The following is a 22,728-nucleotide window of genomic DNA, read 5'->3' as shown; positions in this document are numbered from 1 at the left end:
GGGCTTCAAATCAAGGGCCTGCCTGTGATCGACGCGCGATGGGCGACTGAAGTCGCCCCTACAGGTTGTCCCTGTGGGAGCGGCTGGATTGGCAACGCTCAAGCTGTAGCGCCGCCTGTTGAGGCTTCCGCCCCGGCGCCTGCCTGACCAAGGGCCTTGCACATCTTGCCCACCACGGTCACCGACATCTCGCCCCGGGGATAGACCCGGCAGGCCAGCACCACGCCACTGGCTTCTTCTTCCTCGCTGATGCAGGCCCGGCTCATCTTGCGGGCCTCGTAGCTGCCGGCGTCGATGTGCACCTTGCACACACCGCAGCCACCGCCCCGGCAGCCCACGGGAATGCCGCGCCGGCCCAGCACTTCCATGCCGCGCAGCAGGCTCAGGTCAGACGCGCAGGGGTAATCCTCCCCGCTGTTCTCAATATGAATACGGTACTTCTCGGCCATCGTCTCCTCCTGGTGGGCGGCCCGGGCACGGTCACGCTGCGGTGACCTTGGTCAAAACACCTGGCTCGCCATTTTTCTCGAAATTTTGTATTATTATCGCTAATGAACCGATAACGCAAGTTGATAAGTGCGTGACAGCCCGCCGTGCAGGCCTGCCGCGAACGCTTTCTCCCTGCGTGGTATAAGGCGATGCCTTCCGCTGCCGCGGCCTGCGGGCCGGACACCATAATTCCTATCGAGCGGCGAAGGACATCCGGAGGAGCAGACGTGAGCGACATCCGCTACCCGCAGAACAACGACCTGCGCTGTCTCGTGCACTTCTGTGCCGAAAAGGGACTCATCTGGCTCGACGAGAGCCGCATGATCCTGATGCACGCGGCCGCCCTTGCCGAATTGCGCAAGGAACTGATCAACTCGGTGGGCATCGACCAGGCCCGCCGCATCCTGACCCGCATGGGCTACGCCTCTGGTGCGCGGGATGCCGAGCTGGCCAAGAAGATCCGCGTCGGCCAGAGCCTGCAGGATGCCTTCGTGGTCGGCCCCCAGCTGCATATGCTCGAAGGCATGGTGCATGTCTCACCGGTGAAGCTGGATTTCGACCTGGAGGGCGGGCACTTCTTCGGTGAGTTCATCTGGGAGAACTCGTGCGAGGCCGAGGTGCACGTGCGCGAGTTCGGCCACGCCGAGCATCCGGTGTGCTGGATGGAGATCGGCTACGCCTCGGGCTACACCTCGGCCTTCATGGGCCGCTTCATCCTGTTCAAGGAGGTCGAATGTTCCGCCACCGGCAACAACCACTGCCGCATCGTCGGCAAGCCGGTGGAAGAATGGCCCGACGCCGCCGAACACACCCCCTTCTATGAGGCCGACTCCATCGTCGGGCGCATGCTCGAGCTGCGCAGCCAGGTGGACGCCCTGCGCGCCTCTCTCGAACGCAGCCTGCCGCGCCAGAACCTCATCGGCGCCTCCTCCGGCTTCCGCCATGCCTACACCCTGATCGAGAAGGCCGCCGCCACCCAGGTGACAGTGCTGCTGCTGGGCGAGACCGGCGTCGGCAAGGAACGCTTCGCCCGCGCCCTGCACGAGATGAGCAGCCGGGCCAGCGGGCCTTTCGTCGCCATCAACTGCGCCGCCCTGCCCCACGACCTGATCGAGTCCGAGCTCTTCGGCGTCGAGAAAGGTGCCTTCACCGGCGCCCAGGTGTCACGCATGGGCAAGTTCGAGCGCGCCGACGGTGGCACCCTGTTCCTCGACGAGATCGGCGAACTGCCCCTGGCCGCCCAGGCCAAGCTGCTGCGGGTACTGCAGGAGGGCGAGATCGAACGCCTCGGCGACGACCGCACCCGCAAGATCAACGTACGCCTGGTGGCCGCCACCAACGTGGACCTGCAGGCCGCCGTGAAGGCCGGGCGCTTCCGCAGCGACCTTTTCTACCGCCTCAACGTCTACCCGGTGGTCATCCCGCCCCTGCGCGAACGCCTCTCCGACATCCCGCTGCTGGTGGAATCCATGCTGCAGCGCTTCGGCGCCCTACATGGCAAGCGCGTCCCCGGCCTCACCGACAAGGCCCTGCGCGCCCTCAAGGGCCACACCTGGCCCGGCAACATCCGCGAGCTGGAAAACCTCATCGAGCGGGGCATGATCCTCGCCCCCCAGAACGAACCCATCGAGGTCGAACACCTGTTTGCCGAGCCCCAGGAATTCGAAGCGGTCAGCCACGGCATCGACGCCACCGGCAACCTCGCCGCCGCCCCGGGCACCAGTGACATGGACGTACTGTGCCGCCAGGTGATGCACACCGGCGTCAGCCTCGACGAGCTGGAACAGGCCCTCATCCAGCACGCCGTCAAGGAAGCCAACGGCAACCTCTCCGGCGCCGCCCGCCGCCTCGGCATCACCCGCCCGCAGCTGAATTACAGGTTGAAGAAGAAGGAGTGAGGCAGGGGCATGGTCGTCTGAAGGTCGATACGGTCTCTCCCGTAGGGGCGACTTGTAGGGGCGACTTCAGTCGCCCATCCGCGCGCCGATCACCGGCAAGCCCTTGATCAAAGTCCGCGGGCGACTGAAGTCGCCCCCACTGGAAGCCCGCACACTTTAGCGCCGCTTCAGGGGCTTTCCCCGGGTGACTTCACCCGCCACTCCCGATGCAACACCAGGTAGGCCACCAGGCCGATGATCGCGCCCCAGAAGGCCGACCCCAGCCCCAGGAAACTCATACCGGAAGCGGTGGCCAGGAAGGTGATGATGGACGCCTCCCGGTGGTCGGCGTCGTTGATGGCGCCCATGATGTTGGCGGTGATGGCACCGATCAGGGCCAGGCCGGCCAGCACCGCCACAAAGGCTGGCGGAAGCACGGCGAACAGGGACACGATGGTGGCACCGCAGGCGCCGCCGATCAGGTAGAACAGGCCGTTGGACACCCCGGCCACGTAGCGCCGGGCGGGGTCTTCATGGGCGTCGCGGCCGGTGCACAGGGCCGCGGTGATGGCGGCGATGACGATGGTGATGCCGCCAAAGAAGGCCACCGCCACCGAGGTGATGGCCGTCACGGCGATGATGGGCCGGGCCGGGGTTGAATAGCCGGAGCTGCGCAGGATCGCCATGCCCGGCAGGAATTGCCCGGTGATGCTGACCAGCACCAGGGGCAACGCAAGACTCAGCGTCGCGCTCCAGCTCCACTCGGGGCGGATGAACACCGGCGTGGCCAGCCCCAGTTGCACATGCCCGAGATCGGCCTTGCCCAGCAGGCTGGCCAGGGCGACCCCGACGAGCAGCACCAGGATCATGCAATAGCGGGGCGTGAGGCGTTTCAGGATCACGTAGGTGGCAATCATGCCGAAGCCCAGCACCGGCATGGCGCCGGCTGCCTTGAAGGCCTGCACCCCGAACTGGAACAGGATGCCGGCCATCATGCCGGCGGCGATGCCCTTGGGGACATGCTTCAGCAGGCGGTCGAAAGAGCCGGAGAACCCGATCACGAAGAGGATCACCGCGGTGGTGATGTAGGCGCCCACCGCCTCGTTGAGGGACAGGCCAGGAAACAGGGTCACCAGCAGCGCCGTGCCGGGTGCCGACCAGGCGGTGACCACCGGCACCTTGAGGGCGACGCTGAGGAAGATGCCCGACAGGGCCGCACCGATGGAGACCGCCCATACCCAGGACGAGATCATGTCGGGGGCCACCCCGGCCGACTGGGCGGCCTGGAAGAAGATGATCAGCGGCCCGGAATAGGAGATGAGGACGGCGAGAAAGCCCGCCGTGACTGCGGAGACTGACCAGTCCTTGCGTGGAATCATGGGTGTCCTTGGGGAAAGTCTGAGGGATGCAGGACGTACCGACCTGCGGGGTCGAATTCATTCGACCGCTTCACGCGGATGACCGGCAAGCCTTTGGCCAAAGCCTGAGGTCGAATGAACCTGATTTCCTCCGTTTGACGCGTCATCTGACGGTCGATACGGTTTCTCCTGTAGGGGCGACTTGTAGGGGCGACTTCAGTCGCCCATCCGCGTTAATCACCGACACACCCTTGATCGACATCCGCGGGCGACTGAAGTCGCCCCCACAGTCCCTCCTGCCGCCCTCAGCGCGTTCCATAAACCCCTTCAGCTTCACCCATCGGGTGATACGGCCAGTGGAGGGAAAACCCGCGTCAGCATTGGGTTTACGTCTGGTTCGGGGAGGACAACCGAGGAAAATAGGATGAACTCGACCCCACGGAGGATGCATGACGCACGGAGCCGGGCCAGGCCCGACCCCGCGCTCGGCATCACGCCCGCTCCATCAGCACCACCGGAGCATTGAAGGCCGCGAGGCGCTCCGCCTGGAGCAGCCGGGCTTTCGCCAGGTTCTTCTCCTTAACATGCCCGTAGCCGCGGATCTCGTCCGGCACGCTGGCGAGCGCCACCGCCGCAGCGTGATTGGCGACACTCAGCCGACCGATGATGCCGTCAAGTTCCCGGATGTAGTCATCGATGAGCTTGCGCTCCGTGCTCCGCTCTTCCGTCTTGCCGAAGAAGTCCAGGGCACCGCCACGCAGCTTCTTCCAGCCGGCCAGGCGCTGGAAGGCCTTGAACATCCACGGGCCGTACTGCTTCTTCAGCAGGTGACCGGTCTGCGGGTCGGTGTCGGCCAGCAGCGGCGGCGCCAGGTTGTACTTGACGCTGTAGCCTTGGGGGAACTGGGCGTCCAGCTCGGCCAGGAAGGCCGGGTCGGTGTGCAGACGGGCCACTTCGTACTCGTCCTTGTAGGCCATCAGCTTGTACAGGTAGCGGGCGGCGGCTTCCGACAGGGCCATGGCGCCAGGCAGCACGCCCTGCTCGGCAGCCACCACGCGCTTGAGCACCCCGGCGTAGCGCCGGGCATAGGCCTCATCCTGGAAGGCGATCAGCTCGGGCACGCGCACTTCGGCCAGACGCCTCACTTCACCCTGGGCACCGATGGACTCCACGATGGCCCGGGCCCCTGCACTGAGCTGCGGCGCCGGCTTCAGGCTGATGACCGCCGCCCCCTTGCTGCGCGCCACCTCGGCCTCGACGAAGGCCAGATCGACCACGGCCATGCGCCCCCAGCGGAAGGCCGCGAGGCTCTGCTCGACGCCGACCCCGGAGTTGCGGATGGCGGTTTCGATGGACTCGGCCTTGAGGGGGATGGTGCCGGCCTGGAAGGCCACGCCGACCATGAAGTTGTTGGTGGCCATGGCGTCGCCGAAGAGCCCCTCGGCCAGGGCCTGACCGTCCAGGAAGACGTTATCGTCCTTGCGGCTGACCCGGTCGATGCCGGCGGTGAGGCCCTGGGTGGCCGGGAACATCACATGCCGGTCGGCGATCATCTTGCCGGTGGGGGTGCGGGTGGTGGACACCACCGCGATGGTGCGCGAGGGGTGGCACTTGTCCAGGTTCTTCGGGTCGGTGGCGTTGAGGATGTCAAAGCCCAGGTAGAGGTCGGCCCGCCCGTCGGAGATCTTGTTGCTGCCATGGAAGGGCGCGTGGGAGATCTTGATGTCGGAGATCACGTTGCCGCCCTTCTGGGCCAGGCCGGTCTGGTCGAGGCCGATGACGTGCTTGCCCTCCAGCCGCGCGGCATTGGCCAGGGTGGCCACCACCGTCACCGAGCCGGTGCCGCCGATGCCCATCACGTGGATGCCGAAGCCCAGGCTGTCGTCCACCTTCTTGGGTGGCGCGGGCAGCTCGCGCTCCAGCACCGGGATGCGGCCCTTCCTGCGCTTCTGTCCATCTCCGGCCGGCGCAGCATTGGGGGTGATGGTCAGGAAGGACGGACAGAAGCCCTTCACGCAGGAGAAGTCCTTGTTGCAGGACGACTGGTGGATGCGCGTCTTGCGGCCGAACTCGGTGTCCACCGGCTCGACGCTCATGCAGTTGGATTTTTCACCACAATCGCCACAGCCCTCGCAGACCCGTTCGTTGATGACGGTGACTTCCACGGGCTCTTCGGCCTTGCCGCGGCTGCGGGCGCGGCGCAGCTCGGCGGCACACTCCTGGTCGTGGATCAGCACGGTGGTTCCGGGGGTGGCGGCGAGTTCCTTCTGGGCTTCCTCCAGGCGGTCCCGGTGCCAGACCTCGGTGTGGCCGTCCAGGCGCACGCCGGAATAGTTGCCCGGCTCGTCGGTGGTGACGATGATGCGCCGCACGCCGTTGGCGAGCAGATCGGAGACCATGTTGGCCACCGGGTGGGCACCCTGGATGGCCTGGCCACCGGTCATGGAGGTGTGGGCGTTGACCAGCAGCTTGAAGGTGATATTGACGTTCGTCGACGCGGCGTAGCGGATGGCCAGGCTGCCCGAGTGGGCGTAGGTGCCGTCGCCCATGTTCTGGAAAATGTGCTCGGTGTCGGTGAAGGGGGCCATGCCGATCCACTGGGCGCCTTCGGCCCCCATGTGGGTGCCCATCACCACGTTGCGGTCCATCCACATGGCCATGGTGTGGCAGCCGATACCGGCCGAGACGATGCTGCCCTCGGGGGCCACGGTGGAGCTGTTGTGGGGGCAACCGGAGCAGTACCAGGCGGTGCGCACGGTGGTGGGGAGCTTGCTGCGAGCGGCGATCTCGTCAAGGCGGCGGATCCAGGCTTCGGCGGATTCGACGCGGGTCTTGCGTGACAGGCGCCTGGTCAGCGCACGGCAGATGATGTCGGACTCGAACTCGCCGTAATGGGGCAGCAGCTCCTTCTCCTCCTCGTCGAACTTGCCGACGATGCGCGGCGCGTTGGCGCGGCCGTAGAGCACCTGCTTGGCGAACATCTCCAGGAAGGGGCGCTTCTCTTCGATGACGAAGATCTCTTCGAGCCCCTCGGCAAACTCGCGCACGATGGTGGGCTCCATGGGGAAGAGCATGCCCATCTTGAGGATGCGGATGCCGTAGCGGCGCAGGGCCTCGTCATCCAGGCCCATCTCGAGGAAGGCCTGCTTGAGGTCGTTGTAGGTCTTGCCGGCGGTCATGATGCCCAGCCAGGCATCGCGGTTCTCGAAGACCACGTTGTTGAGCTTGTTGGCGCGGGCGTAGCGCTTGGCCACTTCAAGACGCCGGGTGTAAAGGGACTGCTCCATCTCCAGGGCGTCGGCGCGCACGTTCATGCCCAGATTCATGCGCGGGGAGAACAGCTGGCCGTCGAACTCCAGGTCGGGGGTGATGAAATCGAGCCGCTCGGGGGACACCAGCGCGCTGCCCGAACCGTCGGCCACGTTGGTGACGATCTTCATGCCCATCCACACGCCGGCCAGGCGCGACATCTGGTAGCCGTGCAGGCCCAGGTCGAGGATCTCCTGGACGTTGCCCGGGTAGAGGGACGGAATGCCCAGGTGGAAGAGCATGGGCTCGGACTGGCTGCACAGGGACGAGCTCTTGCAGCTCGGGTCATCGCCGGCGATGGCCAGCACACCGCCGTTCTTGCCGATGCCCGTGTAGTTGGCGTGCTTGAGGGCGTCGCCGGAGCGGTCCACCCCGGGCGCCTTGCCGTACCACAGGCCGGTGACGCCATCGAACTTCTGGCCTCCCACCGTGTGCAGCATCTGGGTGCCCCACACGGCGGTGGCAGCCAGGTCTTCGTTGATACCATCCACGAAATGGATGTGCTTCTCCAGCAGCAGCTTCTGCTGCCGGATCAGCGCTGCGTCGAGCATGCCCACTGGCGAGCCCCGGTAGCCCGACACGAACATGCCGGTCTTGAGCCCCCGGCGCGCGTCGGTGCGCACCTGGTCCAGGGTCAGGCGCACGATCGCGTCGATGCCCCCCAGGTGGATCACCCCGGTTTCCTGGGTGAAGGGGTTGGTCTTTTCTTCCTTGGCGGCCATGGGATGTCCTCTCTCGGTCTCCGGGCCGCTCCGGGGCGGCCTTCTCTGGGTGGATGGTGGGTGCGGGTCAGGCTGAACGTCAGGCGAAGCGCATGGAGACCGTGCCCAGGTCCTGGAAGCGCACGGCCACGTTGTCGCCGGCCTTGACGGCGATGGCCTCGGTGACGCCGCCGGTCATGATGAAGGTGCCGGCGGGGATCTCCTGACCACGGGCGCCCAGGTGGTTGGCGAGCATCACCACCGCAGCCAGGGGGTGGCCGAGCACGGCGGCGCCGGCGGCCATGGCGACGATCTCGCCGTTCTTCTCCATGACCACGCCAAGGGTGCGCAGGTCCAGCGCGTCCAGGTTGCGCGGGCGGCCACCGATGACGAAACGCGAGGCCGAGGTGTTGTCGGCAATCACGCTCTTCAGGTCAAACTTGAAGTCGCGATAGCGGGAATCGATGATCTCCACGGCCGGCACGACAAAGTCGATGGCTGCCATCACCGCACCCAGATGGCAGCCGGGGCCGGACAGGGGCGCCTTGGTGACCACGCAGATCTCCGCCTCGACCTTGGGATGGATCAGCTCGGAAGTCTTGATGTCGGCGCCGTCCGGGCTGCTCATGTAGTCGCTGACGAAGCCGAAGACGGGCACTTCGACGCCCATCTGCTTCATCTTGGCAAAGGACGTGAGGCCGGCCTTGAGGCCGACCGTCTTGTTGCCGCGGGCCTCCTTGCGGCGGCGAATCTCGTCCTGGATGGCGTAGGCGTCATCCCAGTCCATGTCGGGGTGGTCGTCGGTGATCTTGGTGACGTCGTAGGCCTTCAGCTCGGCGGTTTCGAGGTGATCGGCGAGCTTGAGGATGGTGGCGTTGTCGAGGTTCATGCTGTGTCTTCCGGTTGGGGTCAGATGAAGCGGACCGAGGTGCTGCCGAGGCCGCCCACTGCGCAGACGAGGGAGTCGCCGGCCTTGACCGGCACGAGGGGCGACTGGGAGCCCGAGAGGATCACCTCCCCCGCCTTGAGGCCGATGCCCAGTCGGCCCAGGGTGTTGGCCAGCCAGGCCACGGCGTTCACCGGGGAGCCCTGCACGGCGGCACCGGTGGAGGTGCTGATGAGCTCGCCGTTCTTCTCCAGGACCATCCCGGCCAGGGCCAGATCCAGGTCGCGGGGGCTGCGACGCACGCCGCCCAGGGTCAGCACGCCGCAGGAGGCGTTGTCAGCAACGGTGTCCTGGATCTTGATCTTCCAGTCCTTGATGCGGGAATCGACAATCTCGAAACAGGGCAGCACGCATTCGGTGGCCCGCAGCACATCGGCCGCGGTGACGCCCGGGCCTTCCAGGTCGTGCTTGAGGATGAAGGCCACTTCGGCCTCGGCCCGGGGGGCGATCATGCTGTCCACGTGGATCGCCTCGCCTTCGTTGAAGACCATGCCGGAGGTCATCTGGCCGAAGTCAGGCTGATTGACCTTGAGCATGTCCATGACCACCTTGCTGGTCACGCCGATCTTCTTGCCGATGATGGTCTCGCCGGCATCCAGGCGGCGCTGGATCATGCGCAGCTGGATGCGGTAGGCGTCGTCGAGGGTGATGCCGGGCTCCCGGTCGGTCAGGGGGGCCACCGGCGTGCGGGTGATCAGGGCGTTGTAAAGCTCGTCGCCGTAATGTTCGATCCGGGTCTTGTCCATGGGTTGTATCTCTCTGCTGTGTTCTTGATGGGGTGCCGGCCCCGGGGGAGGGGTCGGGGCCGGCGGGCGCCCCTGGGAGGGGGCACCGGGAGGAAGGGTGGCCTGATCAGTACTTGATCATCACGTTGCGCAGCTCGGTGTAGAACTCCAGGGAATGCAGACCGCCTTCGCGGCCGATGCCCGACTGCTTGGAGCCGCCGAAGGGGGTGCGCAGGTCGCGCAGGAACCAGCTGTTGACCCAGCACAGGCCCACCTCGATCTGGGTCGCCAGACGGCTGGCGCGGCTGATGTCCTGGGTGTAGATGGAGGTGGCGAGGCCGTACTTGGTGTCATTGGCCATGCGCACGGCGTCTTCTTCGGTGTCGAAGGGCTGGATGTGGCAGCACGGCCCGAAGATCTCCTCGCGCACCACCGAGGCGGTCTCGGGCAGGCCGGTCCAGATGGTGGGCTCGACCCAGCAACCGTCCTTCAGATCGTCGGGCATGTCGGGCACGCCGCCACCGGTGACGATGGTGGCGCCCTCCTCCCGGGCCTTCTGGTAGTAGGACAGCACCTTCTTCTGGTGCACCTTGCTGACCAGGGGGCCGATCTTGGTGTCCGCGTCGAAGGGGCGGCCGGGCTTCATGCCTTGGGCCTTCTCCTTGAGGGCGGCCACGAACTTGTCGAAGATCGGGCGTTCCACATAAACGCGTTCGGTGCCCAGGCAGACCTGGCCGCAGTTCTCGAAGACCGAGCGGGTCACGGTGTTCACCGCATTTTCGAAGTCACAGTCGGCAAACACCACCGCGGCGTTCTTGCCGCCCAGCTCCAGGGACACCGGGCGGATGCCATCGGCGCCGGCCTTCATGATGGCCGTACCGGTCTTGGTCTCGCCGGTGAAGGTGATGCCGCTGACGTCCGGGTGGGCGGTCAGCAGGGCACCGGCGGAATCGACACCGAAGCCGTTGATCACGTTGTACACGCCGGGGGGCACGCCGACCTTGTTCATCACCTCGCCCAGCAGGGTGGCGGTGGCCGGGGTGACTTCGGAGGGTTTGACCACCACGGTGTTGCCGCAGGCCAGGGCCGGGCCGACCTTCCAGGTCATCAGCAGCAGCGGCAGGTTCCACGGGCTGATCACGGCGATCACGCCACGGGGCGTACGCACGCCATAGCTGCGGGCGGTCTTGCCGTCGGGGGTGCGCATCTCGAAGGACTCGGTGGAGACGTTCTTGATGGTGTCGGTGAAGATCTTGAAGTTGGCCGCGCCCCGCGGAATGTCAATGTGCGAGGCCAGGTGGGCCGGCTTGCCGGTGTCGGCGATCTCGGCCTGCAGGAAGTCGTCGAAGCGGTTGTTGATCTCGGCGACGATGGCGTCGAGCATGGCACAGCGCTCAACCACCGAGAGCTTGCCCCAGGGGCCGTGCAGGGCCGCCTTGGCGGCGGCCACGGCGGCATCCACTTCCGGCTTGCCGGCCTCGTGGACCAGACCGATCAGGGAGTTGTCCACCGGGTTGCGGTTCTCGTAAGTCTTGCCGCTGGCGTTGGTGACGTATTCGCCATTGATGAAGTTCTTGAAGTCTTTCATGTCGTACTCGCTGTGTAGGGGGTCGCGATGGGCTTGCCGATGTGCCTGCCCCGGCACGCCCTCATCAGCGGCCGGCCGGGATGCTTTCTATTTTAGCGATATTTTATAAAAATCTCGATATTTTTGTTCGCCCGATTTTCCATCACGTGAACACGCTCAGGAAGGCGTCGTTGAGCTTGCGGTCGTGATAGAAGATCGCCGGCCCGAGGGTCTCGTCGTACCAGGTGATCACCGGCTTGTCCGGGTAGGCGATGTAGCCGCCGGAAAACACCTCGTTGCGGTTGCCGGAGGGGTCGAAGAAGTAGATGGTCTCGCCACGGGTGATGCCGTGACGGGTCGGCCCGAGGTCGATGGAAGTACGGTTGCGGGACAGGACATCCCCGGCATGGAGCACCTTCTCCCAGCTGCCCAGCTCGAAGGACACGTGATGCAGCTTGCCCTTCACCGGCTGGCGGATGAAGGCCACGTCGTGGGCCTTGTTGGAGCAGGTCAGGAAGGTGCCGATCATGAACTCCGGCTTGTCCTTCAGCACCACCTTCTCGGTGATGTAGAAACCCAGCACCTCCGTGAACACCTTCACGGTGCCGTCCAGGTCATCGCCATACAGCAGGCAGTGGTCGAAGCGTGACGGGGAGATGCCCACCAGGCCGTCGGGCCAGGGATTGGGGTTGATGTCGGGGCCATCGGTGCCGCAGTTGTTGCCCAGCCGCGCCTTGTCGGCGTACAGCTCCATGACGTGGCCGGTGGGCACGGTGAAGCGGAAGCGCTCGCCAGTGCCCGGGTGCTCGCCAGCCGGGATCCAGGCCAGGTCGGCGCACAGGCCGCAGGCTTCCAGATCGGCGGCGAGGCGCCGGAGGGTGGCGTCCGAATCCACCTTCCAGGCCATGTAATCCAGGCCGGCGGAGTCGGCTTCGCGGAGCACGATGCTGTGGTGGTCGTGCTCGTCCCAGGCCTTGAGGAAGACGCGGCCCTGCGCGTCCCGGCCGGTTTCGATGAGGCCCATCACATCCTTGTAGTGCTTGAGGGCCGGTTCCAGTTCGAGGACGCGCAGCGACACATGGCCGGGGCGCAGGACTCCTGTAAGTGCCATTTGAATCTCTCCTTGTTTGGGGGGTGCGGGTGGGCCGGGGTCAGCTCTGGGCGGCGACCTTGGCCTGGCCCTGCTTCATCACGGCGATGGCCGAGGCGGAGCGTTTGTGGTCGATGAGGGACACGGCCACGGTGGCGATGACCGCCGGAACGGCGATGGCCATGAAGTTCTGCTCCAGGGGGAGCGCCATGCCCACCAGGGTGCCGATGACGATCGGGGCCAGGATGGCGCCGCTGCGCCCCACTCCCGAAGCCCAGCCGATGCCGGTGGAGCGCACCGCCATCGGGTAGAACTGGCCCACGTAGGCGTAGGTCAGGATCTGGGTGCCGATGGTGGTGGCACCCGCCAGGCCCACCAGCAGGAACAGCAGCTCGGTGGGCACCTTGAAGCCCAGCAGGGTGATGGACACCGCGGCGGTGGCGTAGAAGCCGATCAGCACATGCTTGATGTGGAAGCGGTCCGCCAGCCAGCCGCCACCGATGGCACCGATCATGGCCCCGAAGTTGAGCACCAGCACGAAGGTCAGGGCCGAACCCAGGCTGTAGCCGGCGGCGGCCATCAGCTTGGTGAGCCAGGAGCTGAGGGCGTACACCATGAACAGGCACATGAAGAAGGCCACCCAGAACATCGCTGTGGAGAAGCCCCGCCCTTCCTGGAACAGCTTGCCGATGGGCGCGCCGTGGGCCTTGTGGTGGGCGTGCAGCTCGAAGTGATCGTCGGCGGAGGGCTGGTAGGACGGATCGATGCGCTGGAGGATGGCCTTCAGCTCGTCGATACGGCCACGCTTGAGCAGGTAGGGCATGGACTCCGGCAAGGCCTTGAGGATCACCGGGATCAGCACCACCGGCGTGGCGGCCGCCAGGAACACCGACTGCCAGCCATGGGCCTCGATCAGCCCCTTGCCCAGCACCGCCGCCAGCATGCCACCCACCGAGTAGCCGCTGAACATCAGCGTGGTCAGGGTGGAGCGCATCCGTCGCGGCGAATACTCGGTCATGTGGGCCACCACCGCCGGCATCACGCCACCGATGCCCAGGCCGGCCAGGAAGCGGGTCACGCTAAAGGCCACCGGATCGGAGGTCATGCCCGCCGCGGCGGTGAACACGCTGAACAAGGTGATGCACACCACGATGGTCCATTTGCGTCCGATGCGGTCGGCCAGGGTACCAAGGAAGATCGCCCCGAACATCATGCCGAACAGGGCCGAGCTGACCATAAAGCCGGCGTTGGTGGCCGAGACGCCCATCTCCTTCATGATGGAAGGCAGGGCAATGCCGGCCACGGCCAGATCGTAGCCGTCGAAGATGATGATCAGCGCGCACCAGAAGAGCACACCGAAGTGGAAGCGGTTGTAACCGGCGTGGTCCGCCATGTCATGGATGTCGATGGTTTTCATGAATGTCTCCGTTGTATTTATGGGGGCTGCCGGGGTGTTCAGCCGAGGTCGCCGCCACCCACCGGCAACACGCTGCCGGTGATGTAGGAGGACTCGTCGGAGGCGAAGAAGAGGATCGGGGCGACCTGCTCGGCGATGGTCCCGTAGCGGTGCATCAGGCTCGAGTCGAGGGTCTGGTCGATGACGCCCTGGTACCAGGCCTGCTCCTGCTCGGTCGGCGCCGCGGCGTTGCGGGGGATGCGCCGGGGCGGAGCCTCGGTGCCGCCGGGGGCGGTGGCGTTGATGCGGATGCCGTTGCGGCTGTGCTCCATGGCGATGGACGCGGTGAGCGCGTTGATGCCGCCCTTGGCCGCCGAATAGGGCACCCGATGCACGCCCCGGGTGGCGATGGAGGAGACATTCACGATCACGCCCTGCTGCTGCTCCAACATAGCTGGCAAGACGGCGCGGCAGCACCACAGGGTGGGGAACAGGGAGCGGCGGATCTCCGCTTCGATCTGGGCTTCCTCGTAGTGCTCGAAGGGCTTGGCCCAGATGGTGCCGCCCACGTTGTTGATCAGCACATCGATGCGGCCAAAGCGGGCCAGAGCCTCGGCGGCCACGGCCTGGGCGCCGGCAAAGGTCTCCAGGTCGGCCTGGATGGCGTGGGCGGTGCCAGCTGCCGCCACGATGCCGGCAACCACCTCCTCCACCAGCGGCGAGCGGTCCACCGCCAGCACCCGGCCCCCCTCGGCGGCCACCTGCACGGCCACGCCCTGGCCGATACCCTGGGCAGCGCCGGTGACGATGACGGCCTTGCCCTTGAAACGATCGGAACGGCTCATGCTGCGACTCCTTCGCTGGCTGCGGAGAACTTCTCGAAATAGAAATGGGCCGGCGCGACGCCCACGCCGGCCATCCACCGGCGCACGCCCTCCACCATGGGCGGCGGGCCGCACACATAGACGTCGGCCTTGCCGTCGTGCAGGTCGGTGGCGGAGAGGTGGTCGGTGACATAACCCAGGCGCGGATGGCCGCTGGCCGGGTCCACCACGCAGGTGAAGTAGTCGAAATCGGGCAGCGCGGCCTTGAGGGCCTCCAGGGTGGCCAGCTCGACCAGGTCGGCGTTGCCGTTGACGCCATAGGCCAGGCGGATAGGCTGATTCACCGGATGGGTCTGCAGCCAGCGCAGCATGGACAGGAAGGGCGCCAGGCCGGTACCTCCGGCCAGCATCAGCACCGGGCCTTCGACGGGACGCAGGTAGAAGCTGCCGTAGGGGCCGGTGAATTGCATGCTGTCGCCGGCCTGGGCGGTGTTGCGCATGAAGCCGCTCATCAGGCCGCCCGGCACATCGCGGATCAGGAAGGACAGCCCGGCCTGGTTGGGCGCGGAGCTGAAGGAGTAGGCGCGGGTCTCGGCCGTGCCCGGCACCGTCAGGTTCACATACTGGCCGGGCAGGAAGGACACCGGCCTGTCGGCGGTCAGGCTGAAGGACACGGTGGTCGCCGAGGCGCGGTCGATGTCACCGAGCACGCCGGTGTGGCTGGCCACGGCGGTCTTGCAGGCGGCGGACGAGGCCGGCACGCGGATCACGCAGTCGGACTGCGGGCGGGTCTGGCAGGTGAGGAGGTAGCCCTGGCTGGCCTCTTCCTCGGTCAGGGCGTCGTCGATGTAGGCGCCCTGGGTGTAGGTGCCGCTCTCGCAGTGGCACTTGCAGGTGCCGCAGGCGCCGTCGCGGCAGTCCAGCGGGATGTTGATCTTGGCCCGGAAGGCCGCTTCGGACACGAGTTCGTCGGCTTCGCAGGGAATCATGCGGGTCACCCCGTCTTCAAACTGCAGCGCGATGTTGTAGGTCATGGTCTTGTCCCCTCTGTTGTTTTTGCGGTCTGCCTGGCCCGCCCCGGCGGGCGGGCCAGGCTCATCAAATGTGGTAGATGTCCAGCACGTGATGGATATGGTCGTTCTTCAGGACCACGTACTTGCGCGTGATCAGCGGCTGGGAGCCGCGCACGTCGAGGGTGTATTCGGAGGTGCCGAAGTAGGTATCCACCAGGTCGTAGCGGAAGCTGTGGGTGGTCCAGTTGAAGCGCACCCGGATCTCGCCCTCCTCCCGGGACAGCACTTCCACATTGCTGATGGCGTGGCCGGTGCGGGTGTCGGGGATGGTGGCGCTGGAGCGCTCGGTCTCGATGCGGAAGACGCGGTCCTCCAGGCCCTGCTTGCAGGCGTAGTAGATCAGCGAGACTTCGTTGTTCGGGTCGGTGGTCAGGGTATCGTCGTCATCCCACGATGGCATCCAGAACTCCACATCCTCGGCGTAAAAGGCCAGCCAGTCGTTCCAGCGGCGTTCATCAAGGGCACGGGCCTCCTGGTACAGGAAGGTTTGAATGGCTTCGTAGGACAACATCACAGGGCTCCCTTCTGTTCGGCCTCGGCGGCCTTTTTCATGGCTTCGAGCCAGTACTGGTGCTGGACCACATACAGGCCTTCGTCTTCGGTCTTGAGGCCGCTCAGCTCCGGCGCGAGGCCGATCACCTTCGCGTTCTCATCGGCGCCCTGGACCCAGTGGGTGGCGCCGCGGGTCATGTCGTTCCACTTGACGGCGCGGGCATTGAAGCCCTGCTGGCAGGAGCGGAACTCTTCCAGGTCGTCGGGGGTGGCCATGCCGGTGGCGTTGAAGAAGTCCTCGTACTGGCGCAGGCGGCGGGCACGGGCTTCAGGGGCTTCGCCCTTGGGGGCGATGCAGTAGATGGTGGCCTCGGTCTTGTCCACCGAGATGGGGCGCAGCACGCGGATCTGGGAGCTGAACTGGTCCATCAGATACACGTTGGGGTAGAGACACAGGTTGCGGGACTTGCCCAGCATCCAGTCGGCCCTGGCCTCGCCGAACTTCTCCACCCACTCGTCGCGCTTGGCCCACAGGGGGCGGTCTTCCGGGTTGGCCCAGTTGGTCCACAACAGCATGTGGCCGTGCTTGAAGGAATAGAAGCCGCCGCCCTTGCGCGCCCAGCCGCCAGCGCTCATGGCCTTGATGGTGTCCACCTTGCCGTCGGCGGTGCGACGCCCCTGGGTGGCGGCGTAGTTCCAGTGCACCGCAGTCACGTGGTAGCCATCGGCACCGTTTTCGGCCTGCAGCTTCCAGTTGGCGTCGAACACGTAGGAGCCGGAACCGCGCAGCACCTCGATGCCGTCCGGGGCCTGATCGACGATCATGTCGATGATCTTGGCGGCTTCGCCCAGGTGCGCCTCCAGGGGCAACACATCGGGATTCAGGCTTCCGAACAGGAAGCCCTTGTAGCTCTCAAAGCGGGCCACCTTGACCAGATCGTGGCTGCCCTTGCAGTTGAAGCCTTCGGGGTAGCCGGCGTCGGGGGTCTGATCCTTGACCTTGAGGAGCTTGCCGGCGTTGCTGAAGGTCCAGCCGTGGAAGGGGCAGGTAAAACTGGATTTGTTGCCCTTCTTGTGACGGGCCAACTGGGCGCCCCGGTGGGTGCAGGTATTCAGATGGGCGTGGAGTGCACCGGTCTTGTCCCGGGTGATCATCACCGGCTGGCGGCCCATGTGCACGGTGAAGTAGTCGTTCTCCTTCGGAATCTGGCTCTCGTGGGCCAGGTAGATCCAGTTGCCCTCGAAGATGTGCTTCATCTCCAGCTCGAACAGTTCCTCGTCGGTAAACGCGGCCCGGTCCAGGCGGTAGGTGTGATTGACGGGGTCCTCTTCAAGCATCGCATCGAGCTTGTCGAGAGTGCTGCACTGGTCTTGGCGGATCTGGGTCACGCTCGTCTCCTCTTTCAAGTCAGGTTTCAAGGGTTTTGCCCGGGGGCGGTGGCTTACACTTTTTTCAGGCAAGACCGGGCCCTCGGCCAAAGGTCCGCGCTAGGGCGGACCGGGGAGGTGATTAATTTGCTGGCGCATGGCCGGAGTCTCCGTTCTGTTGGCCGGCCCCAATAAGGGCTCGGTCCGTGTCCTTCGGCGGAGAAGCGAAGCACCCTGGAATCCCTGGTGCATCCGGTGTATTTCCCGCCTGCTTGCAGACCATTCAGCAGAAAGCGTGCCACGTCCCTGAGCAGAAAAATGCCGACCACGCGCCAGGCCAGTGTTCATGCGGGAATCAATATTTTTCTCGAGATTTATATAGAATCTCGCCGCAATGCAGCAAAACGCCACATTCGCGGATCAGTAAATCAAATGCTTCAATTGATGTATTCAATTCACCCGGCCGAGTGCACCATTGCGTCCACTGCCTGTACGCACGCGGCGACGGCATCGGGAAAGACAAGGCCAGACGGATGGGAAGAGACATGACGAGAAGGTGCACACACCACGCCGGCGAGGCCCGGTCATGAAGGCCGGCGCCCGCGCGCCCCGGGCCACGGCCGAGCGCCGTCCCCTCCTCTCCCCTGCCCCCCTGGAGGACGACAAGGACGATGGGGGCGACAGGGTCCCCTTCCCCGAGCTGGCCGACCTGATGGGGCGCCTGCACTTCTCCACCACCGACGGGCGGATCTGGCTGGACGACCAGCGCATGCTGCTGGTCCATGCGTCGGCCCTGGGCATGCTGCGCAAGGAGATGATCGAAAACCTGGGCATGGATGTGGCCCGCGGCTTCATGACACGGATGGGCTACCACGCCGGGATCAGCGACGCCCGGCTGGCGCGCAAGATCCGCTCCCGATACTCCATCCAGGACATGTTTGCGGTGGGGCCCCAGATGCACTGTCTCGAGGGCATCGGCATGTCCCAGGCGGTGCGCATGGAATGCGATGTGGACAAGGGCACCCATTACGGCGAGTTCCTGTGGACCAGCCCGGTGGAGGATGAGGAGCACATCCGCCACTTTTCCATCGGTACGGAGCCGGCCTGCTGGATGCAGATCGGCTACGCCTCGGGCTACTCCACCGAGTTCATGGGGCGCCAGATCCTCTATCGGGAGGTGGAGTGCCAGTCCATGGGCCACCAGATCTGCCGCATCGTCGGCAAACCCGTTGAGGAATGGGGCCCCGATGCCGCCCAGGATCTGCGCTTCCTGCTGGCCGACGCCCTGCGCCCCGGCGGACAGCCCCTGGCTCCCCGCCCCAGCTGCGAGCTGATCCTGCCCCGCGGCGAGAACCCACAGCCGGACATGCCGGTGGGCATCTCGTCCAGCTTCAAGGCGGTGATGCACCTGGTGCGCAAGGTCGCGCCCACCCGGGCCACGGTGCTCTTCCTGGGCGAGAGCGGTGTCGGCAAGGAGGTGTTCTCGCGCACCCTGCACCGGCTCGGTAGTCGGGCTGACAAGCCCTTTGTTGCCGTCAACTGCGCCGCCATCCCGGAGCAGCTGATCGAGTCCGAACTCTTCGGTGTCGAGCGTGGCGCCTTCACTGGCGCCCTGCAGAGCCGCCTCGGCCGTTTCGAGCGGGCCAATGGCGGCACCCTCTTCCTGGACGAGATCGGCACCCTCACCGCCAGCGCCCAGGGCAAGCTGCTGCGCGCCCTGCAGGAGGGCGAGATCGAACGCCTGGGGGACTCCCAGACCCGCAAGGTGGACGTGCGGGTGATCGCCGCCACCAACGTGGACCTGCGCGACGAGGTGAAGGCTGGGCGCTTCCGTGAAGACCTGTTCTTCCGCCTCAACGTCTTCCCGGTGCGCATCATTCCCCTGCGCGAGCGGCGCGAGGACATCCCCCTGCTGATGAACCACTTCCTCAACAAGTTCAACGCCCGCCACGAGCGCCGCCAGACCGGCTTCACCCAGCGGGCGGTGGATGCCATGCTGTCCTACGACTGGCCGGGCAACATCCGGGAGATGGAGAACGTGATCGAACGGGGCGTGATCCTGGCCCCCGAAGACGGCGCCATCGACTCGCCCCATCTGTTCACAAGCGGCGAGCGCTTCACCGAACAGCGCTTCGCCATCAACCGGGACGGCAAGCTCATCGCCGTGGATCCGTCCACCTTCATTGCCGACCTGACCCAGGAGCGGGAAGTGGAACGGGTCAGCCGCGGTGTCAACAGTCTGCTGCTCGACGAGGACGCCGAGTGCGACCAGGTATCCCTGGACGAGATCGAAACCCTGCTCCTCAAGCGCGCCATCGAACGGGCCCAGGGCAACGTGGCGGCGGCGGCCCGCCTGCTCGGCATCACCCGCCCGCAGATGCTGTATCGCCTGAAGAGCCGGGGAATCATGAACGAAGGCGAGTAAAGCCTCTCCTCCTCCCTCGCCGCCATGACGGCCGACTGGCTTTTCGGTATCGTTGAAGGCTCGCGCGAGGCGCAACAGGAGAGCACAAGCCATGACCCGCAACACCCAGCAGTTCGTGCGCCCCCAGGGCCGCAACACCGGCAAGGTCGTCAGCGCCGCCGACGCCGTGCGCTTGATCCGCGCCGGCGACACCGTGGCCACCACCGGTTTTGTCGGCATCGGCTTCCCCGAGAATATCGCCATCGCGCTGGAACAACGCTTCCTCGACACCCGCGAGCAGGACCCGAACGGCCGTGGCCAGCCCGAGGGCCTGACCCTCGTCTATGGCGCCGGCCAGGGCGACGGCAAGGACCGCGGCCTCAACCACCTGGGCCACGAAGGGCTGGTGAAGCGCGTGATCGGCGGGCACTGGGGTCTGGTGCCGCGCCTGCAGGAGCTGGCCGTCTCGAACCGCATCGAGGGCTACAACCTGCCCCAGGGGGTCATCACCCACCTGTACCGGGACATCGCCGCCGGCAAGCCGGGCACCCTCACCCGCGTCGGCCTGGGCACCTTCGTCGACCCGCGCTTCGGCGGCGGCAAGGTGAACGAGCGCACCACCGACGATCTGGTGCGGGTCATGGTGATCGATGGCGAGGAATACCTCTTCTACAAAGCCTTCCCCATCAGCGTCGGCATCATCCGCGGCACCACCGCCGACCCCGACGGCAACATCACCATGGAAAAGGAAGCCCTGACCCTCGAAGGCCAGGCCATCGCCATGGCGGCGCGCAACAGCGGCGGCATCGTCATCGCCCAGGTGGAGCGCATCGCCGAGGCCGGCTCCCTCAACCCGCGCCAGGTGAAAATTCCCGGCATCCTGGTGGACTGCATCGTGGTGGCCGAGCGGCCCGAGTGGCACATGCAGACCTTCCTCGAGCAATACAGTCCGGCCTTCTCCGGCGAGATCCGGGTGCCGGTCACCTCCCTCGAACCCATGGAGATGAGCGAGCGCAAGATCATTGCCCGCCGGGCCGCCATGGAGCTCACCCCCAACGCCGTGGTGAACCTGGGCATCGGCATGCCCGAAGGGATTGCCGCGGTAGCCGCCGAAGAGCGCGTCATCGACCTGATGACCCTCACCGCCGAACCCGGGGTGATCGGCGGCATTCCCCAGGGCGGGCTGAACTTCGGCGCGGCCATCAACACCGCGGCCATCGTGGACCAGCCCAGCCAGTTCGACTTCTATGATGGCGGCGGGCTCGACATCGCCTTCCTGGGCCTCGCCCAGGCCGATGTGCAGGGCAACCTCAACGTGTCCAAGTTCGGCCCCAAGCTTACCGGTGCCGGGGGCTTCATCAACATCAGCCAGAACGCCAAGAAGGTAGTCTTCGTCGGCACCTTCACCGCCGGCGGGCTGGAGGTCGCCCTGGACGACGGCAAGCTGAAGATCCTCGTCGAGGGCAAGGCGGTGAAGTTCATCCAGGAGGTGGAGCACCGCACCTTCAGCGGCCCCGAGGCCCTGCGGCGCAAGCAGCCGGTGCTCTACATCACCGAGCGCTGCGTGTTCGAGCTGACGCCTGATGGTGTCGAACTGATCGAGGTCGCCCCCGGGGTGGACATCGAGCGCGACATCCTCGCCCACATGCGCTTCAAGCCGGTCATCCGCGGTACGCCGCGCCCCATGGACCCACGGGTTTTTCGCGACGAACCCATGGACCTGCGCAGCACGATCGTGACGCAGCCCCTCGCCTCGCGCTTCCATTTTGACGCAGCGCAAAACATCTTCTTCATCGACTTCGAGAACCTGCGCCTGCGCAAGGCCACGGAGATCGAGGAGATCCGCAGCCTCATCGAAGACATCCTCGCCCCCCTCGGCCGCAAGGTGCCGGCGGTGGTCAACTACCATGGCTTCGACATCCAGGACGACCTGCTCGAAGCTTATGCCAACATGATCCAGGGCCTGATGGAGCGCCGTTACAGCCAGGTCACCCGCTATGCCACCAACACCTTTCTGCGGGCTAAGTTGGGTAACGCACTGACAGCTCGCCAACTTTCCCCGGAGATTTTCGACTCAGTAGAAGAGGCCCGGGCCGGGCTCTCCAGCCCTTGATAAGGGGCAGCGCAACAACACCTGTTGCTGCGCTGCAACATAAATTATCAAAAGTATCATTTTTTTGTGCAACGCCCCTTGTCGGTGCATGAGCGTGTGATATTGTTTTTGGCAGGAGGCAGCGGTGGATAACAGTTCTGCGTCTCTAACTGTTCAACAACAATGTGTGGAGAAAACTATGGCGACCAAGCAAGAACAGCAGTTCAACGAGATCCAGAAAAAGAACCTTGAGGCCGCCATGCGCCTCGCCCAGCTGTCGATCGAGAACTCCCAGCGCATCATGGAGCTGCAGGTCGGCACCGCCAAGTCCCTGTTTGAAGAAGGTGTTGCCAACGCCAAGGCCCTGTCCGGCGTCAAGGATCCGGCTGAAGCTCTGAACCTGCGCACCTCCTACGCCCAGAGCACCACCGAGAAGATGCTGGCCTGTGCCCGCGAAATCGCCGAGATCACCTCCAAGACCCAGGCCGAAGTTGGCAAGATGGTCAGCGAGCAGCTCACCGGCGGCGGCCAGGACATGTTCGAGTCCCTGCAGAAGATGTTCAAGGGCATGCCGATCGGCGACAACAACGCCCTGGGTTCCATCCAGACCGCCATGGACACCGCCCGTGCCGCCTACGAGCAGATGACCAAGGCCTCGACCGAAGCCTTCCAGGCCTTCACCAAGGTCACCCCGAAGAAGTAATCGGAGCGATCCTGCAGTAGCCAGCGGCGCCTTCGGGCGCCGTTTGTTTTTTGTAGGCCAGCATGGCCTGCCGGATGCTCCGAGCCCTTTTCGGTACCGCATGACGGTAGCGGGAGGGAGCGTGGGTCGAACTCATTCGACCGCGGACTCCGATCAAGGGCAGGCCGGTGATTCAGCGCCCGGAGGTCGAATGAACCCAATCCCTCCATTTGACGCGTCGTCTGACGGTCAATACGGTCTCTCCTGTAGGGGCGACTTGTAGGGGCGACTTCAGTCGCCCACCCGCGCGTCGATCACCGGCATGCCCTTGATCG

The 22,728-nt window shown here is 65.5% G+C and carries 16 protein-coding genes; 4 read left to right on the top strand and 12 right to left on the bottom strand.

Features of this window, described 5'->3' with window-relative positions; translation table 11 throughout:
- Positions 1-98: 98 nt before the first annotated feature.
- The gene (locus tag ACIQ09_RS15425) at positions 99-449 is read right to left on the bottom strand and encodes a 2Fe-2S iron-sulfur cluster-binding protein (RefSeq protein ID WP_398311675.1); all 351 of its coding nucleotides are present in this window, start codon (positions 447-449) and stop codon (positions 99-101) included.
- A gap of 267 nt (positions 450-716) precedes the next feature.
- Between ACIQ09_RS15425 and ACIQ09_RS15420 the strand changes: the two genes are divergently transcribed.
- On the top strand, positions 717-2,387 hold the full coding sequence (locus ACIQ09_RS15420; RefSeq protein ID WP_398311673.1) for a sigma 54-interacting transcriptional regulator: 1,671 nt from the start codon (positions 717-719) through the stop codon (positions 2,385-2,387).
- 167 nt (positions 2,388-2,554) lie between these two features.
- On the opposite strand, the gene ACIQ09_RS15415 is transcribed toward ACIQ09_RS15420, so the two are convergent.
- The 11 genes from ACIQ09_RS15415 to benA all read right to left on the bottom strand — a co-directional run bounded on the left by ACIQ09_RS15415 (position 2,555) and on the right by benA (position 17,185).
- Entirely contained in the window at positions 2,555-3,745 is a 1,191-nt protein-coding gene (locus ACIQ09_RS15415; protein ID WP_398311671.1) for a benzoate/H(+) symporter BenE family transporter, read from the bottom strand.
- Positions 3,746-4,215: 470 nt separating this feature from the next.
- Positions 4,216-7,755: an indolepyruvate ferredoxin oxidoreductase family protein gene (locus ACIQ09_RS15410; protein ID WP_398311669.1), complete on the bottom strand. Its 3,540-nt coding sequence runs from the start codon at positions 7,753-7,755 to the stop codon at positions 4,216-4,218.
- 79 nt (positions 7,756-7,834) lie between these two features.
- On the bottom strand, positions 7,835-8,623 hold the full coding sequence (gene dmpH / locus ACIQ09_RS15405; protein WP_398311667.1) for a 2-oxo-3-hexenedioate decarboxylase: 789 nt from the start codon (positions 8,621-8,623) through the stop codon (positions 7,835-7,837).
- Positions 8,624-8,643: 20 nt separating this feature from the next.
- The gene (gene dmpE / locus ACIQ09_RS15400; protein WP_398311665.1) at positions 8,644-9,426 is read right to left on the bottom strand and encodes a 2-oxopent-4-enoate hydratase; all 783 of its coding nucleotides are present in this window, start codon (positions 9,424-9,426) and stop codon (positions 8,644-8,646) included.
- A 106-nt stretch (positions 9,427-9,532) separates the two neighbouring features.
- Positions 9,533-10,993, bottom strand: a complete 1,461-nt coding sequence (locus ACIQ09_RS15395) for a 2-hydroxymuconic semialdehyde dehydrogenase (RefSeq protein WP_398311663.1) — start codon at positions 10,991-10,993, stop codon at positions 9,533-9,535.
- A 142-nt stretch (positions 10,994-11,135) separates the two neighbouring features.
- On the bottom strand, positions 11,136-12,083 hold the full coding sequence (locus tag ACIQ09_RS15390) for a catechol 2,3-dioxygenase (protein WP_398311661.1): 948 nt from the start codon (positions 12,081-12,083) through the stop codon (positions 11,136-11,138).
- A gap of 40 nt (positions 12,084-12,123) precedes the next feature.
- Positions 12,124-13,479, bottom strand: a complete 1,356-nt coding sequence (locus ACIQ09_RS15385; protein WP_398311659.1) for an MFS transporter — start codon at positions 13,477-13,479, stop codon at positions 12,124-12,126.
- A gap of 38 nt (positions 13,480-13,517) precedes the next feature.
- Positions 13,518-14,303, bottom strand: a complete 786-nt coding sequence (locus ACIQ09_RS15380; RefSeq protein ID WP_398311657.1) for a 1,6-dihydroxycyclohexa-2,4-diene-1-carboxylate dehydrogenase — start codon at positions 14,301-14,303, stop codon at positions 13,518-13,520.
- Complete coding sequence (gene benC / locus ACIQ09_RS15375; protein WP_398311655.1) at positions 14,300-15,316, bottom strand: benzoate 1,2-dioxygenase electron transfer component BenC; 1,017 nt, start codon at positions 15,314-15,316, stop codon at positions 14,300-14,302. Before benC ends, ACIQ09_RS15380 begins: the two co-directional genes overlap by 4 nt.
- A gap of 64 nt (positions 15,317-15,380) precedes the next feature.
- Entirely contained in the window at positions 15,381-15,866 is a 486-nt protein-coding gene (gene benB / locus ACIQ09_RS15370) for a benzoate 1,2-dioxygenase small subunit (RefSeq protein WP_398311653.1), read from the bottom strand.
- Complete coding sequence (gene benA / locus ACIQ09_RS15365) at positions 15,866-17,185, bottom strand: benzoate 1,2-dioxygenase large subunit (protein ID WP_398311678.1); 1,320 nt, start codon at positions 17,183-17,185, stop codon at positions 15,866-15,868. Before benA ends, benB begins: the two co-directional genes overlap by 1 nt.
- 616 nt (positions 17,186-17,801) lie before the next feature.
- On the opposite strand from benA, the gene ACIQ09_RS15360 reads away from it, so the two are divergent.
- From ACIQ09_RS15360 to ACIQ09_RS15350, 3 genes are all read left to right on the top strand, one after another.
- Entirely contained in the window at positions 17,802-19,640 is a 1,839-nt protein-coding gene (locus ACIQ09_RS15360; RefSeq protein WP_398311651.1) for a sigma 54-interacting transcriptional regulator, read from the top strand.
- A 91-nt stretch (positions 19,641-19,731) separates the two neighbouring features.
- On the top strand, positions 19,732-21,732 hold the full coding sequence (locus ACIQ09_RS15355; RefSeq protein WP_398311648.1) for an acyl CoA:acetate/3-ketoacid CoA transferase: 2,001 nt from the start codon (positions 19,732-19,734) through the stop codon (positions 21,730-21,732).
- A gap of 178 nt (positions 21,733-21,910) precedes the next feature.
- Positions 21,911-22,414 (top strand): phasin family protein, encoded by a 504-nt coding sequence (locus ACIQ09_RS15350; protein WP_398311645.1) that lies wholly within the window; start codon positions 21,911-21,913, stop codon positions 22,412-22,414.
- The last annotated feature ends 314 nt before the right edge of the window (positions 22,415-22,728 follow it).

Origin of the sequence: Zoogloea sp., from assembly GCF_044344315.1 — a bacterium.
In the GTDB taxonomy this organism is placed as follows: domain Bacteria; phylum Pseudomonadota; class Gammaproteobacteria; order Burkholderiales; family Rhodocyclaceae; genus Zoogloea.
This window is presented reverse-complemented; position numbering and strand designations above follow the sequence as displayed.